Origin of the sequence: Nocardia sp. CDC153 (assembly GCF_035818515.1) — a bacterium.
Lineage (GTDB): Bacteria > Actinomycetota > Actinomycetes > Mycobacteriales > Mycobacteriaceae > Nocardia.
The window spans coordinates 678426-693346 of the sequence record NZ_JAYKYU010000005.1; the positions used below are offsets into that span (position 1 = coordinate 678426).

At 66.7% G+C, this 14921-nt stretch carries 13 protein-coding genes; 5 read left to right on the top strand and 8 right to left on the bottom strand.

Annotation, left to right across the window (positions count from 1 at the left end):
- Positions 1 to 4: 4 nt before the first annotated feature.
- Complete coding sequence (locus tag VMT65_RS29895) at positions 5 to 2308, bottom strand: LuxR C-terminal-related transcriptional regulator (protein ID WP_326311824.1); 2304 nt, start codon at positions 2306 to 2308, stop codon at positions 5 to 7.
- A 156-nt stretch (positions 2309 to 2464) separates the two neighbouring features.
- Here VMT65_RS29895 and VMT65_RS29900 point away from each other — a divergent pair, with 156 nt between their 5' ends.
- Positions 2465 to 2845: a hypothetical protein gene (locus tag VMT65_RS29900; protein WP_326311923.1), complete on the top strand. Its 381-nt coding sequence runs from the start codon at positions 2465 to 2467 to the stop codon at positions 2843 to 2845.
- 169 nt (positions 2846 to 3014) lie between these two features.
- Here the strand turns inward: VMT65_RS29900 and VMT65_RS29905 are convergent, their stop codons facing one another.
- The gene (locus VMT65_RS29905) at positions 3015 to 3935 is read right to left on the bottom strand and encodes an alpha/beta hydrolase (RefSeq protein ID WP_326311825.1); all 921 of its coding nucleotides are present in this window, start codon (positions 3933 to 3935) and stop codon (positions 3015 to 3017) included.
- A 59-nt stretch (positions 3936 to 3994) separates the two neighbouring features.
- Positions 3995 to 4843, bottom strand: a complete 849-nt coding sequence (locus tag VMT65_RS29910) for an alpha/beta fold hydrolase (protein WP_326311826.1) — start codon at positions 4841 to 4843, stop codon at positions 3995 to 3997.
- A gap of 52 nt (positions 4844 to 4895) precedes the next feature.
- Between VMT65_RS29910 and VMT65_RS29915 the strand changes: the two genes are divergently transcribed.
- The 3 genes from VMT65_RS29915 (at position 4896) to VMT65_RS29925 (ending at position 8637) form a co-directional block, all read left to right on the top strand.
- Positions 4896 to 5489: a TetR/AcrR family transcriptional regulator gene (locus VMT65_RS29915; RefSeq protein ID WP_326311827.1), complete on the top strand. Its 594-nt coding sequence runs from the start codon at positions 4896 to 4898 to the stop codon at positions 5487 to 5489.
- A 55-nt stretch (positions 5490 to 5544) separates the two neighbouring features.
- Complete coding sequence (locus VMT65_RS29920) at positions 5545 to 7122, top strand: HNH endonuclease signature motif containing protein (RefSeq protein ID WP_326311828.1); 1578 nt, start codon at positions 5545 to 5547, stop codon at positions 7120 to 7122.
- A gap of 426 nt (positions 7123 to 7548) precedes the next feature.
- Positions 7549 to 8637, top strand: a complete 1089-nt coding sequence (locus VMT65_RS29925; protein WP_326311829.1) for an erythromycin esterase family protein — start codon at positions 7549 to 7551, stop codon at positions 8635 to 8637.
- Here the strand turns inward: VMT65_RS29925 and VMT65_RS29930 are convergent.
- From VMT65_RS29930 to VMT65_RS29950, 5 genes are all read right to left on the bottom strand, one after another.
- Positions 8612 to 9346 carry a carbon-nitrogen hydrolase family protein gene (locus VMT65_RS29930; protein ID WP_326311830.1) on the bottom strand — a complete coding sequence of 245 codons (735 nt, stop codon included), beginning with the start codon at positions 9344 to 9346 and terminating at the stop codon, positions 8612 to 8614. The two genes, VMT65_RS29925 and VMT65_RS29930, sit on opposite strands and share 26 nt — an antisense overlap.
- Before the next feature lie 24 nt (positions 9347 to 9370).
- Positions 9371 to 10615, bottom strand: coding sequence for a bifunctional 3,4-dihydroxy-2-butanone-4-phosphate synthase/GTP cyclohydrolase II (locus VMT65_RS29935; RefSeq protein ID WP_442790327.1), 1245 nt, complete (start codon positions 10613 to 10615; stop codon positions 9371 to 9373).
- 87 nt (positions 10616 to 10702) lie between these two features.
- A complete protein-coding gene (locus tag VMT65_RS29940) occupies positions 10703 to 12514 on the bottom strand; it encodes an MFS transporter (protein WP_326311831.1) in 1812 nt (603 codons plus the stop codon).
- An 81-nt stretch (positions 12515 to 12595) separates the two neighbouring features.
- On the bottom strand, positions 12596 to 13234 hold the full coding sequence (locus tag VMT65_RS29945; protein ID WP_326311832.1) for a PadR family transcriptional regulator: 639 nt from the start codon (positions 13232 to 13234) through the stop codon (positions 12596 to 12598).
- Between the two features lie 37 nt (positions 13235 to 13271).
- The gene (locus VMT65_RS29950) at positions 13272 to 14105 is read right to left on the bottom strand and encodes an IclR family transcriptional regulator (RefSeq protein WP_326311833.1); all 834 of its coding nucleotides are present in this window, start codon (positions 14103 to 14105) and stop codon (positions 13272 to 13274) included.
- A 232-nt stretch (positions 14106 to 14337) separates the two neighbouring features.
- On the opposite strand from VMT65_RS29950, the gene VMT65_RS29955 reads away from it, so the two are divergent.
- Positions 14338 to 14841, top strand: a complete 504-nt coding sequence (locus VMT65_RS29955; RefSeq protein WP_326311834.1) for a flavin reductase family protein — start codon at positions 14338 to 14340, stop codon at positions 14839 to 14841.
- Positions 14842 to 14921 lie beyond the last annotated feature (80 nt).

Consider the following 14921-nt stretch of genomic DNA (forward strand, 5'->3'; position numbering starts at 1 on the left):
CCACCTACAGGTCGTGTTCGTGGGCCCAGGCGGCGAGCTGGGTGCGGGAGGTGAGGCCGAGCTTGGTGAGGATGTGTTCGACGTGGGTTTCGGCGGTGCGCACCGAGATCACCAGGTCCGCGGCAATGCGCTTGTTGCTGTGCCCCGCCGCCACCAGGCGGGCCACGTCCTTCTGACGGCGGGTCAGGACATTGGTTTCGGAGAGGGTGGCGGTGCTCGCGCGTGGGGCCCGCTGCAAAGCGGGCGGCGCGGCAAGGGGTTCCGGGGCGGCCGGGGTGCGGCCGAGCGCGTAATCGATGGCCTCCTCGAGCGGCAGGCTCGCGCCCGCGCCGAAGGCGGCCCGGAAAGCCTCCTCGCCCAAGGCTTCTCGCACCTTGAGCCGTTCCTTCTCGCCGACCGCGACGGTGATCGTGTGCGCCAGCCGAATGGTGCTGCGCTGCAAGGTCTCCGCCGCACCGAGCAGGCGTGCCGCGCGCTCGTAGTCGCCGCCCGCCGAAACCGTCCACGCCAGGCCCTCGAAGGCCGACGACAGCCAGATGCACCGCTCGAACAGCGCCAACTGCTCGATGGCCCGGCTGTGGAACGCGGCCGACGCCTCGAGCTCACCGCGCCGCCAGTGGTCGATGCCGACCGTCCACAGCGCCAGCCCGCCCAGCAGATGCGAGCCGCTGTCGGAGGTGAGTTTCAGGAAACGCTCGGCCAATTCGGTGCGGCCGGGAGCCTCCAGCACCATGGCCGCCATGAAAGAGAAGGCGTGCGAATCCATTTCGATCGCGTTCTGCCCGTGCGAGGCCGCCAACTCGATGGCACTGCGGCCCAGCTCCAGTGACCGTTCCCGGTCGCTGTTGGCGAAGGCCAGCAGCGACCGATCCAACGCCACCTCGGCCATGATGTCGGTATCGCCCAGTGCCGCGGCCAATTCCATGCACTCGCCGACCAGCCGCGAGGCGGATTCCTCATCACCCAGCAGCGCCGCCAGCGAGGCCGCCGAGGACAGCGCCTTGGCCCGCTCGGCGGTCGCCTCCGGATTGCGTGCGAGGGAATCGGTGAGCCAGCGATAGCCCTCGGACAGGAATCGATTGTGTTCCCAGAAGGGCCGCAGCACGGTCACGGTGGCCATGGTGCGCAGCGGCTCGTCCTCGAGTCCCGATTTCAACGCCGCCCGCAGATTCGCGTGCTCCCGGGACAATTCGCCGAACCACGCCACATCCTCGGCGGTCCAGTAGGCGGTCTGCCCGCGCATGGCGAGCTGCCGATAGTGCTCTCGATGCCGGGCCCGAACCTGGTGTGCCGCACCGCGTTCGGCGAGCCGGTCGGCGGCGAACTGGCGGATGGGTTCCAGCATCGAATACCGGGCGACGTCGCCGTCGAAGCGCAGCATCACCACGGACTTGTCCACCAGCCCGGTCAGCGCCTCCATGAGCGAGGCCGACCCGAGCTCGCACACCGCCTCCGCGGCATCGATGTCGAAGCCGCCCGCGAACACCGAAAGCTGTTCCCACAGTGACTGTTCCGCCCCGGTGCAGAGGTCGTAGCTCCAGCGGATCGCGCCCTCTATCGTCTGCTGGCGCTGCGGCGCGGTGCGCGGTCCGGCGCTGAGCAGACCGATGGTGTCGTCGAGCCGGTCCAGAATCTGTTCCGGGGTGAACATGCGCAGCCGCAGCGCGGCCAGTTCCAGGGCCAACGGCATGCCCTCGAGTCGGCGGCAGATCTCGGCCAGTACCGCGCGATTGGCGGGCGTGGCCTGGAAGCCCGGATTGGCGGCCGTCGCGCGCTCGACGAACAGCTGCAGCGCGTCCCCGTCCTCCCCGGCGGTCTCGGGCACGGTCAGCGGCGGCACCGGCATGACCTGCTCGCCCGGGATGCCCAGCACCTCCCGGCTGGTGGCCAGCACCCGCACATCGGGCGTGGTCGCGATGATCCGACCGACCAGTGCCGCACATGCCTCGATCAGATGCTCGCAGTTGTCCAGAATCAGCAGCAGCCGCTTGTCGGCCAGGAATTCGGTGAGCCGGGGCAGCGGCGCGGTGGATTCGTCGCGCAGGTCCAGCGCCTCGGTCACGGCCAGGGTGACGAGCGCGGGATCCTGCACGTCGGCGAGCTCGACCAGCCAGACGCCGTCGGGGAAGGCTCGCGACACCAGCTGCCCGATCTGCCGCGACAATCGGGTCTTCCCCATGCCGCCGGGACCCAGCAGGGTGAGCACCCGGGTGGTGGGCAGCAGACGCTTCGCGGTAGCCAGTTCTTCGCGGCGGCCGACGAAGCTAGTCACCTCTTCCGGGAGGTTTCCATTGACACGCCGCGCCATGGCGTCCAACCTATGTGATTTGCGGCATTCTATGCCAGCAGCACCGCATAAACGCTGCTCGTGGCGGGCACGAGGGTGTCCGGCGATACACTCGGGCGGGTGCCGAGCAGAACACGCCGAGCCCGACTCTCCGACGTCCACGAGTTGGCTGCCGCCATGCCGCACGTCACCGTCGTCGAAGGCCCGTCCGGCAACCCGGTCTACCAGGTGGGCCAGAAGTCGTTCGTATTCTTCCGCACCCGCCGCCCCGACGCGGTCGACCCGGTGACCGGCGAACGCTACGACGACGTCATCGTCATCTGGGTCCCCTCCGAGGACGACAAACTGGCCCTCACCCAGGACCCCGACTCTCCGTTCTTCACCACCTCGCACTTCGACGGCCACCTCTCGGTCCTGGTGCGCGGCAGCCGAATTCCCGAACTGACACTGCAAGAACTGACCGAGGTCATCCAAGACGCCTGGCTGTCGCGTGCGTCGCCAACCCGCGCCCGCCGCTGGCTCGCGGAACACGGGCCGGACGCGGGACGGTCGAGTTGACGCGGCGCGGATTGCGTTGACACTGCCCGATCGGGTTGAGGCAGCGCGGGTGGGTTGACGTGGTCCGCTCGAGCTGATGCGGCAGAGTCGAGTTGACCCAGCGGGGGCTGGGATGCGCTGACGCTGCGCTACCGGGCAGTGGGTGGGTTGAGGAGGGGGACGAGCCGAGTCAGCGTGGCGATTGGGCGGGGGTCAGGGCGCGGCTCAGCGCGTCGATGATGACCTTTCGGGCCGCCCGCCCCTCCGGAGTCGGTGTCAGCGGGTACACGTGGACGAGCCCCGGCTCCTCGACATAGTCGACGTCCACGCCTGCGGCCCTGGCCTTTTCGACCATGAGGCGGGTGTCGGGCACCAGGATGTCGCGCGAGCCGCAGAAGACCGCGAGCGGGCCGAGGCCGGTGAAGTCGGCGAACAGGGGAGAGACGCGCGGATCGTGGATGTCCAGCGGTCCCCGCCAACTCTCGCCCAGCACCAGCCCGCCCTCGCGGCCGAGCCACGGGTCCTCGGGGAGGACGGCGAGGATCTCCGGATTGCTCATCGACAGGTCGAGTGCGGGTGAAATCAGTACCGTGCGAGGCACACTCGGCTGTTCGTCGTCGCGCAGCACCACCGCGGTGGACAGCGCGATCTGCCCACCCGCCGAATCCCCGGCCAGACAGACCTCGCCGTACCGCTCCCGATTGGCGCGAACCAGCTCGGCGAAGGCCGGTATCACCTGATCGGCGGTGCCGAAGGGGATCAGCGGATAGATGGGCAGCGTGACCGTCGTCCCCGCGTCCGCGGCGATATCGGCGGCCAACTCCCAATGCTGCCGCGCAACCTCATTGACCCAGCCGCCGCCGTGGCAATAGATGACATTGCCCCGCGTGCGACCGGATCGGGGAGTGAGGGTGTAGATCGGCCAACCTCCCTCGCGGCGCATCGAGATCTCGATGTCGGAGCGGAGGACGCGCGGCGGGGCGAAGGGTTGGGGTCGGATCGTGCGCTCGCGGATGTGTTTCCGTGCGCCGTCGGCGGTGAGGAAGGGCTGGTTGGCGCGGGTGACCCGCAGGTAGGCGGGCACCACCACCCGACTCATGAAGCTCGGCATCGCGCCTCCAGTGCATTCGTCCGGCCGATCCCGCCGACCATACCGAACGGTAACCCGGACTAGTCGGACTCGACGACGGCTTCGGTGAGAAAGGCCGACATGGCCGCGGCGACGGCATCGGGTTGATCGAGCATCGAGAGCACGTAGGCGTCGTCGATCTCGACCAGCCGAGCCTTCGGAATGATCTCGGCCAGGCGGCGACCGTGCTCGCGCGGCATCACCTTGCCCGCCGAGGACCAGAGGATCAGGGCGTCGCCCGAGAAGTTCCGCAGCGCTTCGGTATTCGCGATGAGCTCGGCCTTGGAGCGCTTGGATTTGCCGTAGGCGAGCATGTCGCGCTGAATTCGCTTGTCCCGCAGGCCGGGTTCGGTCCAGCCGTGCACCAGTTCGTCGCTGAGCGGGTAGCGGGCCATCCAGCCGAACAGCAGCGGTGAGGAGCGCAGCCATGAGATGCGTAACTGCTTGAGCCCCAAGGTGAGTGCGCCGGGGATGTGGGCGACGGCGGTGACAGTCTTGCCTGGTAGGCCGGGTGGGAAGTTGGCGAACGCCTCGCAGGGCAGCACGATCATGCGGGCGATGCGGTCGTCCAGGCCATAGGCGGTGAGGAACAGGCTGCCGCCCCAATCGGTATGGACCAGGGTGACGTCGTGAAGGTCCAGTGCCGCAAGGAAATCGGCGATGATCTGGTTCATTCCCCGCATGCTCAGGTCCGCGCCCGCGCGCATGGGTTCGGGGTGTGAGCCGAACGGCAGATCCGGGAGCAGATAGCGGAACCCCTCCGGCAATTTGTCGATGACCTTGTCCCACTGCGTGTGATTCATCAGCAGCCCGTGCAAGAGCACGACCGCGGGCCCTTCACCCCGCTCGACGTAATGGATTCGACCTGCGCTTACCTCGACAGTCGGCATGATTTCCTCCTCTAGAGCAGACGCTCTAGTGCGTTTGCTCTAGTCTGTATCCGTGAGCGAGAACCTGTCAACCACCACCCGGGACCGGCTGGTCACCGCCGTCGCCGAGCTCATGCGCGTCCAGGGCTACAGCGCGATCACCGTCAAACAGATCACCGCCGCCTCGAACGCCCCCATGGGCTCGCTCTACCACCACTTCCCGGCCGGGAAAGCGGCCATCGCCGCCGAGGCTCTACGCACCTCGGGCGCGGCCTACATCCAACTGCTGCCTCTCCTGATGGACGCTCATGACGATCTGCGCGAAGCCGTCCCGGCTGCCTTCGCGGCAGCGGCCGAGACGATCGAACAGAGCGGTTGGATGAATATGTGTCCGGTCGGGACGGTCGCCGGGGAAGTGGCGGACAGTGAACCCGGAATACGTGATGTCGCAGCGGAAGTCATGAATTCCTGGATCGATGAAGGGGTCGCGTATTTCGTGCGCCGCGGGCTCGCCGAAGGCGACGCGCGGGATTTGATGATTGCGATTCTCTGTGCGCTGGAAGGGGCTTTCGTGCTCAGTCGCACTTTGCGGTCGACGGAGCCGCTATTGGCCGCCGGAAAGGCAATGGGGGCAAGGGTTTCGGAGATTATGAATGTGAAAAGCTAAGTGACAACGGACATTTCGGGTTCCATGGACTGGAATTCGGCGGTAGAATTAGAGCATGAATTCGAAGGGGGAAACACTCGAAAGCACCGGCATCAGCGCCCTGATGACCGCGATCACCAACGTCGCCGATACCGTCCTGCACGGCAAACTCAAGGCTCGAACCGATATCGATGCCGTGGAATTCATGCGCGATCTGGAGATCTGCAAGCGCCAACTGGCCGCCCTGGATTCGGCGCTCGTCATCGAGATCGCCGAGCGCGACCTGCCGCGCAAGGCCGGGGTCAAGGACGTGGTGCCGTTCCTGCGTCAAACCCTGGGCCTGTCGCGCTATGACGCGGCGATGCGCGTGAAGATCGCCGCAGCGTGTGGGGAGTTCCTCGGGGCCGACGGCACGCCGCGCCCGGTCACCCTGGCCGCGACGGCGAACGCGTTTGAGGCGGGGGTGATCTCGCGCGATCATGTGCGTGGCATCGTCGACATCATGACGCATCTGCCCGCCGAGGTCCCCGCGCCCGCTCGGGTCGAAACCGAGGCACTGTTGGTCGAACACTGCGTGACCGGGCACCCCGACGACCTCCCGAAGATCGGGCGCGAAATCCTCGCCCGCCTGGACCCGGAGGGCACGGTGATCTCCGATGCCGATCGTCGTCGCCGTCGCGGCATCACCATCAGCCGTCCCGGTGTGGATGGGATGTCGAAGATCGAAGGCTGGCTCACTCCCGAACTGCGCGCCCTGTTGGACGCGATCTTCGCCAAGCTGGCCCGCCCGGGCATGTGCAACCTCGACGACACCGACACCGAAATCCTCGCCGCCACGGCGCACGTCGAGTCGAAGGTGCTGGAAGCGGCCGCGCGCCGTGATCGTCGCGACGCCGGCCAGCGCACCCACGACGCGTTGTTCGCGCTCGTGAGCGCGTTGCAGCCGGTCATCGATACCACCGCTGGTATCGATGCCGCTGGCGCTGCGGGCGCTGGTGCTGCTGCGGGTACCGCCGCTGGTGTTGGTGTCTTCGCTGCTGCCGGTGCCGCTGCGGCCAAGGCCGGCAAGCCGATGAAGCTGGGCAAGCACCGTGGCCTGCCCGTCGAGGTCGTGGTCACGATGAGCCTGGCCGACCTCGAAAAGGGTGCGGGCGTGGCCACCACCGCCTCCGGTGGGCACCTCTCCATCAACGAAGCTCTCAAGTTGGCCAAGGGTTCTCGCCCGGTGTTGGCGGTGCTCGACAAGGACGAGATCCCGCTCTACCTGGCACATGGTGAGCGTTTGGCTTCCTCAGGGCAGCGGTTGGCGTTGATCGCCCGCGACCGCGGCTGCACCCACCCCGGCTGCGATGTACCCGCGAGCATGTGCGCCGCCCACCACGTGATCGATTGGGCCAAGGGCGGACCCACCGACCTCAACAACCTCGCCCTGGTCTGCGACCACCACCACGCCATGGTCAACGACAGCGAACACGGATGGAAGACAGTGATGCTGGGAAAGAACTCCCCGACACCGGGCCGGGTCGGCTGGATTGCCCCGGCAGCGTTGGACCCCTCCCACACCCCACACGTCAACGACAAACACCACGTTGGGGAGCGGGTCGCCACGGCAGTCGATTCCAGTTGCCGGAAGTGGGGTTCACGGGCAGCGTGACACCCGGCTGCTCGTGCCCCGCTGGCGTGCGCAAAACAAGGGGAAGTGTGGTCGCCTCGCCTGCCCTACCGGACTTGGGCTGACGCCGGGTTGGGAGCCGCCACCTCACCTCCCAGCCCACGGACTGCACGCATCACCTTCTCGAGACAACCGAAGAACTCGAAAACCACCGAACCGTTCGACAACTCCACGGCTTCAAGCTCTTTGACAATTCCACAGACGATGAACGGCCGAGCGGTGAGCGGGCTGGAACGTGAGGGAGGTTCGGTAGGTGAGGTGGCTGGTAGGTGCGGTTTTTGCGGGAGGGGGCTGGTAGGTGAGGGGGCCTCGCAAGCTCGGCCACCCTCTCTCCCTCCTCCAGGCGTCTTTTATCTTTTCTCTCTTCTTGCTTGACCTGAACTATTGTTGAGGTTGGAGAGTGGGGGTATGGACGCCAGCACACTTGCTAACGCATCGGTCGTGGGGATCGGCGAATCGACACGGTTCGCTCATGAGACGTTCGCCTTGCGCGATGATCTGTTCCGGGACTTGGTGGAGCACTACAACTTTCGGACCCTCGCTATCCAGGACAGCGCCGATGTGGCGGAGGCTCTCGATGCGTATGTTCGGGAGGGGAAGGGGACTGCGGTCTCGGCGCTCGACAATGCGTGGCGGCCTTGGCGTACGGGGGAGATGGTTGCCGCGCTGAGTTGGATTCGGGAGTTCAACGAGGCGCATCCCGGAGATCAGGTTCAGATCATTGGCGTCAAGCCGGTTCAGGCGAAACCGGAGGATTATGACGCGGTCCTGGATGCCGTTCGGGCACACGCGCCGAGCTATGCCGCGGCCTTGGCCTCGCATCTGGAGCCTATTCGTACTGCCCATGCCGTCGACGAACACGTCCAGCGCGCCCGGGGCACACACCCCGGCCGTCCCTTCCTGGATCATGCCCGTGATGCCTCGGCCCTGATCGCCGAAATCCCGGACTTGGATGAAACCATCCGCACCCGAATGGCTTTGATCGAGGACTTCCACAAGCACAGCGTCGCAGGCCGCGGCAGCTTCGCCGGTGAGGGGAGGCTCTGGGCCACATCGATCATCGAGCACCATCGGCGTACGGGCTCACGGATTGTCTACTGGGACGGCATCGCCCATGTTTCCGCCGAGTCCACGACTCTCGGGAAGGCCGCGGATCAGGGTGACATCGTCACCGTCGGCAGTGTCCTCCGCGAGCATTTCGGTCGCGACTACGCCTCGGTCGCCATCGGCTTCCATCACGGCAATGTCGGTGTCGCCGAGATCCCGGCTCCCGCACCGGATTTCCTCGATGCGGAGCTGGGAGATGGCAGTGATCGGATCCAATGGCTGGACATGCGCACCGATCCCATTTCGAAGCCGGTCAAGATGCGGGTGATCAGCGGCGTCTACGACCCGGCCCGAGATGCCGAAGAGCACTTGGCGATCCGCAACCTGTCGGAGGCATTCGACGTCCTCATCCACATTCCCGAGGTCACCCCGGTGAGCTGGTTGTCCTGACGGCCTTTCCGACCCGGGCGGCGACCACCCCGGTCGAACTCGAATCCCCTTCGACCAATAGGTCGCCGCCGGGCCGCCACACCGCCGAGCCGCCGCAGCCCACCCACGCTCCGGCTTGCCCGACATGATTCGCCAGCACCACGGACATGTTCGAATCACGCGCGATCCCGGGATAGATGCTCTCCCGCTCCCGTACCCCGCCGCCGGTGCCGTACAGCGAACTCGCCAGGTGCACATCGCAGCCGTCGGCGGCACTGCGTTCGATCAGATCCGGAAAGTGGTTGTCGAAGCAGGTGGCCAGGGAGAACCGCAGGCCGCCCAACTCGAATCGACCGTCCCGCGCGCCCGCGACGAACACCTCCCGCTCATGCTCGAACAGGTGCTGCTTGAGGTAACTCCCGATCAACTCACCTGAGCCCGCGTACACGAAGGTGGCGATGGCCGGACCACTTTCGGTGGGTGCGGCGCAATTGATCACGGTGGCGATCCCGCTGTTCCGTAGCGAATCGAGTCGCGCATCGTGCGGCCCGACCAGCAAGTCGGGATCGGCGGCCACGAGACCCGGCTCGTACCCGGTGAGCGTCAGCTCGGGAAATACCACCAGTTCCGCGCCGTCCGCCGCGGCCCGCTCGGCAAGCTCGACCGCCTGCCGCACATTGGCGACGACGTCGCCGGGAACACAGGTGAGCTGGGCGGCCGCGATCTTCATGCCCCCAGCATCGCAGCCGGGTACTCAGCGGTAGCCGACGGCCTCGAACTGCGGCAGTTGATGACTCATCCGATCGCGTTTGGTGTTGAGGTAGTGCACGTTGTGTTCGGTCGGTTGGGTCTGAAGCGGGATCCGGGTGTGGACGGTCACCCCATTGGCTTCCAAGCCCGCCTGCTTGGCGGGGTTATTGCTGAGCAGATGGACGGAGTTCACGCCGAGATCGGTCAGGATCCGTGCGGCCGCGCCGTAATCGCGGGCGTCGATCGGCAGTCCCAGTCGGACATTGGCGTCGACGGTGTCGGCTCCGGCGTCTTGGAGCTCATAGGCGCGCAGCTTGTTGAGCAGTCCGATGCCTCGGCCTTCTTGTCCGCGCAGGTAGACGACGACACCCCGGCCCGCCGAGGCGACGGCCGCCAATGCGGCGTCGAGCTGCTCGCCGCAGTCGCAGCGCAGGGAACCGAAGGCGTCACCGGTCAGGCATTCGGAATGCACTCGCGCCAAGGCGTTTTCGCCGGACGGATCGCCGTAGACCAGCGCCAGATGTTCCGCACCGGAGTGCTCATCGGAGTAGCCATAGACCCGGAAGTCGCCGAACCGGGTGGGCAACCGCGTCTCGACGATCCGAGAAATGCCGTGCTCCAACCGCTTCCGATGCTCGATCAGATCGGCGATGGAGACGATCGGGACATTCCATTCCCGGGCCATGACCAACAGCTCCGGCAATCGCGCCATGGTCCCGTCGTCGTTCACGACCTCGGCGATAACCCCCGCGGGCCGCAGCCCCGCCAGCCGCGTCAGATCGACGGCGGCCTCGGTATGCCCCGGACGCCCCAGCACGCCACGGGGATTCGCGCGCAGCGGGAACACGTGGCCGGGCCGGGACAGCTGATCCGGAGTGGTTCGGGGATCGGCCAGCACCCGCATGGTCTGCGCCCGATCGGCGGCCGAGATCCCGGTGCTGACACCGGACATCGCATCCACCGACACGGTGTAGGCGGTGCCCTTCGGGTCCTGGTTCACCGCCGTCATCGGCGGCAGTCGCAGCCGGTCGCAGTCCTCCCCGGCCATCGGCACGCAGATCACTCCGCTGGTGTGCCGCACCAGGAACGCGATATTCGCCGCGGTCGCGTGCTCGGCCGCCAGAATCAGATCGCCTTCGTTCTCGCGATCCTCGTCATCCACCACCAGCACCATGCGGCCGTCGGCAATCGCGGCCACCGCCGCGGCGATGGTGTCGAGTTCACCGGTCATCGTCGACCGCTCGGTCATCATCGTGAACCTCCTCCGGCCGCACGGGCTGTCGGCCTATTTCCAATCGAAATATGACGGCCGAAGAACAACGAGGTGAGGTCCCGCTCAGTGGTGCGCGGCACCACCCGTCGCCGGAGTGCGTCCGTGCTTCATGGTCAGCGCGCCCACCAGCGCCACCGCCGCCGAGATCGCCACGAAGTAGAAGCTGACCTCATACCCCTTGTCCGAGTACAGCAATGGAATGTCCTTGGTGACCGGGGCCGCGCCCGTCACCGACACCACCGCCTCGACCGGATTGGCATTCAGGAACGCCGTCGCCACCGCGAGCCCGATGCCCGCGCCCATGGCCTGCATGACGCCCAGCATGCCCGCGCTGATGCCCTGCTGTTGCGCCGGAACACCTTCCACGATGAGGTTCGGTGTCGAGGCGTAGTACAGCGCGAACGCGATGCCGTACACCGCGCTGATCAGCGCCTGCGTCTGCCAGCCGTGCGAGAGCGCGGCGTAGGCGAAACCGCTGCCCACGAAGATGACCAGCGCCGTCACCAGCGGCCACCGCGCACCCGAGCGTCGAATCCAGAGTCCGCCCAGGAAGCCGAACAGCATGGCGATCAACGACTGTGCCAGCGTCACATGGGTGGCGAACTTCAGCAGCGAGAAGTTGTCGCCGTAGCTGTAGCCCGGCTGCAGATCCACCTTCACCATGTCCGGCGGCAGATGCTGGTACACCGCTTCCGGCGGCACCTGCGCGTTCACCATCTCAGGCGTGACCTGCGCGTTCACGGTGTCGGTGAGCTGCTTGACCACCTCCGGCGGCAGCTCCACACCCGGCGGCATGGCGGCCTTGGCCTGCGCCTCGGCCTGGGCGAGCCCCTGGGCCCGCGCCTGGGTGAGTGCCTGCGCCTGCGCCTGGCTCAACGCACCGGCCTTCACCTGCTCCCAGGTGGCCGACTTCACCTGCGCCACCACCTGATCCGACGGCGGCGACTGCGTCATGTACCCGGTCGCATAGGACTGGTAGCCGATCATGAACGAGGCCAGCAGACCGATGAACAGCACCACGCTGACCCGCGGATTGAACAGCAGCTTCATATCCATGATCGGTTGCTTCGCACGCCGCTCCACGAGCGGGAACAGCGCCAGCAACACCAGACCGGCAATCAGCCAGGCCAAGGTGGAGGGCTTGGTCCAGCCCCAGTCCTGCCCCTTGTCCAGGTACAGCAGCGTCAGCGTCGCGCCCGCGCCCAGCAGCACCGCGCCGACCAGATCCAGTCGCTGCGGCGTGCGCAGTTTGGACTCCGGCACCACGATGATCAGCAGCGGAATCATGATCAGCGTGAAGACGAACAGGAACCAGAACAGCCCGCGCCAGCTGTAGTGATCGGTGATGTACCCGCCGATCAGCGGACCCGCGAGCGCCGACACACCCAGGCCCGTCGAAGCGATGCCGAGCCCGATGGGCACCATGCGCCGCGGCATCAGATCGCGAATCAGCCCGTAGGACACCACGGTGGTCGCGATGGCCGTCGCCTCCAGCGCCCGACCCACCAGGAACAGCGCCCAGTTGCTGGTGACCGCGCACAGCGCCGTGCCGATCAGGAACAGCACGCCGCAGACCAGGAACATCTTCTTCTTGCCCCAGATGTCGCTGAGCTTGCCGATCAGCGGGGACACGGCGGCACCGAAAATGCCGAAAACGATGATGGCCCAGTTGATATTGGCGCCCTGGTCGGGGAAGGTGGGCGCGATCTGGCGCAGGGCCGAGGCGACCATCACGTACTGCATCGGGGAGACCTCGGTGAACAGCACAATAACCGCGAGGACCGACCAGATCCTCGAGTTCGACGCGCCATCGAGGCGGCCGCTTTCGTCAGGCGTGGCGCCGGGTGGCACCGCGGTGTCGACGGAGGTGGACATAGAGCGTCCTCCAGGGTGAGCAGTAACACGATGGTGTGAACCGTGTCACGGCCGTTTCCCGTCGACTATGAGCAAGTCCGTTCAGTGGGAATCGTTGGAATTCTGCTTCTTCGCAGGTCTGCGGCGGCTACGCTGTCTCGCCAATTTGTCCAAATCCTTCAGCAGGTCCTCGGCGAATTCCTTTTCCGCCTCGTAATGCTTGACGCACCAGCGCAATACCGCGCTCGGATACGCCCAATCCGGATTCACCTCCGCGCCGTCGGCGTCGGCCAGCGCGCGTCGCCGCATGGTTTCGGTGTATTCGATGTGCTGGGTGAGGATTTCGCGCATGCGCTCGGGTTCGGCGAGATGGCCGAGCCAGGCCCGCAGCATCACGCTGTGTTTGAGCACCGGGGCCTCGACGGGGGAGTTGTTGACCCAGTGCGCGGCCGCGTCGCGCCCACTCTCGGTAATGGCGTACATGCGTTTGCCGCGCATGCCGTCCTCGGAGACGACGGTTCGCGAGGTCGCGTATCCGTGCTTTTCCAAACGTTTGAGTTCGGCATAGATCTGGCTGAACGAGGGGCTCCAGTAGAAGAACTGCAAACTCCAGTCGGCCCATTTCTTCAGGTCGTATCCGGAGAGTTCCTCGGCGTGCGAGAGCATGCCCAGCACGGCCCACGCCGTGGTGGGCAGCTCCGGAATCGCCTGTGCCGCATCGGCGGGCCCGCCCTCGGTCATCATCGAACTGTATCGCCCCCGCATCCGCCGACTCCCCTCAGCGCCAGTGGGCGCGACGCGGGAACAGGGTGCGACCGGCCTCGTGCGCGACCTCGAGCACGACGCGGGCCAGCCGGTCATAGCTCATGCCGTCGGCGCGACCGGAGAGCGAGAGCGCGGCGGGCGCGGTACCCCGGCCCCGCAAGGGCGCTGCGACGCAGGCGATTCCGGCCACGGCCTCCTCGCGGTCGATGGCCACGCCCTGGCGCATGCGGATCTGGGCCAGCTCCCGGGTCAGCGCCTCGGGCTCGCAGATGGTGCGCGGGGTCAGGCGCGGCAGGCGGGTGCGCAGCGCGGCCTCGGCGATATTCGGCTCCAGACAGGCGAGCATGGCCTTGCCGAGAGCCGTTGCGTGCGCGGGCATCCGGCCGCCGAGGCGGGTGGGCAGGCTCGCGGCGAAGCGGCCGCCCGCCTTGTCCAGATACACCACGTCGCGCCCGTCGAGCACGGCCAGGTGGCCGACCATGCCGGTGCGCTGGCTCAGCTCGTGCAGCAGCGGGGACACCGCGTCGCGAATCTCGTTGTGGTCGGCGGTGAGTCCGCCGAGTTCGAGGGCGCGCATGCCGAGCCGGTAGCCGCCCGAGGTGTGGGCCAACCAGCGCAGCTTGATCATCTGGTCCAGGATCCGGTGCACGGTGGACCGCGGCAGCCCGGTGCGCTCAACCAGGCCGAGCAGGGTGAGCGTGGGGGTGGAGGCATCGAAAGCGTCCAGGATCAAGGTCATCCGCTCGATCATCGAGACGGGGACTTCGGCGCTGGCGCGGGAATCCTTGGCGCGCATGGGATTGTGGCTGGGTCGAGCTTCCGCCGGGGGCAGCAGGGCGACGGACATGGGTACCTCCGTTGGTCATATCCAGTCTAGGTCTATTCCGATTAGGCATGTGCCTGGTTCGGATCGTGTGCTACCAGTCACAGTGCCCTGCGCCACACGCCGGGGAATCGGGGGAACTACGTAAAAGCTACGCATACGGGTCCCGATCACCGAACCACGGAGTTGACGGCTCCGGTCCACGACCTGCTGTCATGACTTCTAGCTATATTTCGGATCGAAATAAGGAGGGCCCGTGGACCCGGTCCTGGACCTGTCTCCGGCCATCGACGCGACGGCTTTCAAGACCGTGCTGGGGCGCTTCGCCTCGGGAGTCACCGTGATTACCGCCCTTGACGAGGGTGAACCCGTCGGCTTCGCCTGCCAGTCGTTCGCCTCGCTGTCCATCGACCCGCCGCTGGTGAGCTTCTTCCCGGCGCGGACCTCGAGCACCTGGCCGAGAATCCGTGCGGCGGGCCGGTTCTGCGTGAACATCCTGGCCGACCATCAGGACGCGATCTGCCGTCAGCTCGGACGGCCGGGGCCCGGCAAGTTCGCCGGAATCGAGTGGACGGCTTCGGCGAACGGTTCGCCCCTGCTCGCCGGGGCCATGGCCTCCATCGACTGCGAACTGCACGACGAGGTGGACGGCGGCGACCACACCATTGTCATCGGCCGCGTGACCGGCCTGACCGAGCATTCCGAGGCGCGCCCGCTGCTCTTCTACCGCGCGGCGTTCAACCGTCTCGCAGACCAGTAGCAACCTCCCGGCCAGTGAGACTGCGCTGTCGTCGCCGTCACATCGGCCGCAACCATTTCAAGCAAGGCAAGGGAGAGGAA

What these genes read in the sequence shown, in the direction of transcription:
- VMT65_RS29895 (WP_326311824.1), bottom strand. Translation starts at nt 2,308, where the DNA reads ATGGCGCGGCGTGTCAATGGAAACCTCCCGGAAGAGGTGACTAGCTTC.
- VMT65_RS29900 (WP_326311923.1), top strand. Translation starts at nt 2,465, where the DNA reads ATGCCGCACGTCACCGTCGTCGAAGGCCCGTCCGGCAACCCGGTCTAC.
- VMT65_RS29905 (WP_326311825.1), bottom strand. Translation starts at nt 3,935, where the DNA reads ATGCCGAGCTTCATGAGTCGGGTGGTGGTGCCCGCCTACCTGCGGGTC.
- VMT65_RS29910 (WP_326311826.1), bottom strand. Translation starts at nt 4,843, where the DNA reads ATGCCGACTGTCGAGGTAAGCGCAGGTCGAATCCATTACGTCGAGCGG.
- VMT65_RS29920 (WP_326311828.1), top strand. Translation starts at nt 5,545, where the DNA reads ATGAATTCGAAGGGGGAAACACTCGAAAGCACCGGCATCAGCGCCCTG.
- VMT65_RS29925 (WP_326311829.1), top strand. Translation starts at nt 7,549, where the DNA reads ATGGACGCCAGCACACTTGCTAACGCATCGGTCGTGGGGATCGGCGAA.
- VMT65_RS29930 (WP_326311830.1), bottom strand. Translation starts at nt 9,346, where the DNA reads ATGAAGATCGCGGCCGCCCAGCTCACCTGTGTTCCCGGCGACGTCGTC.
- VMT65_RS29935 (WP_442790327.1), bottom strand. Translation starts at nt 10,615, where the DNA reads ATGACCGAGCGGTCGACGATGACCGGTGAACTCGACACCATCGCCGCG.
- VMT65_RS29940 (WP_326311831.1), bottom strand. Translation starts at nt 12,514, where the DNA reads ATGTCCACCTCCGTCGACACCGCGGTGCCACCCGGCGCCACGCCTGAC.
- VMT65_RS29945 (WP_326311832.1), bottom strand. Translation starts at nt 13,234, where the DNA reads ATGACCGAGGGCGGGCCCGCCGATGCGGCACAGGCGATTCCGGAGCTG.
- VMT65_RS29950 (WP_326311833.1), bottom strand. Translation starts at nt 14,105, where the DNA reads ATGTCCGTCGCCCTGCTGCCCCCGGCGGAAGCTCGACCCAGCCACAAT.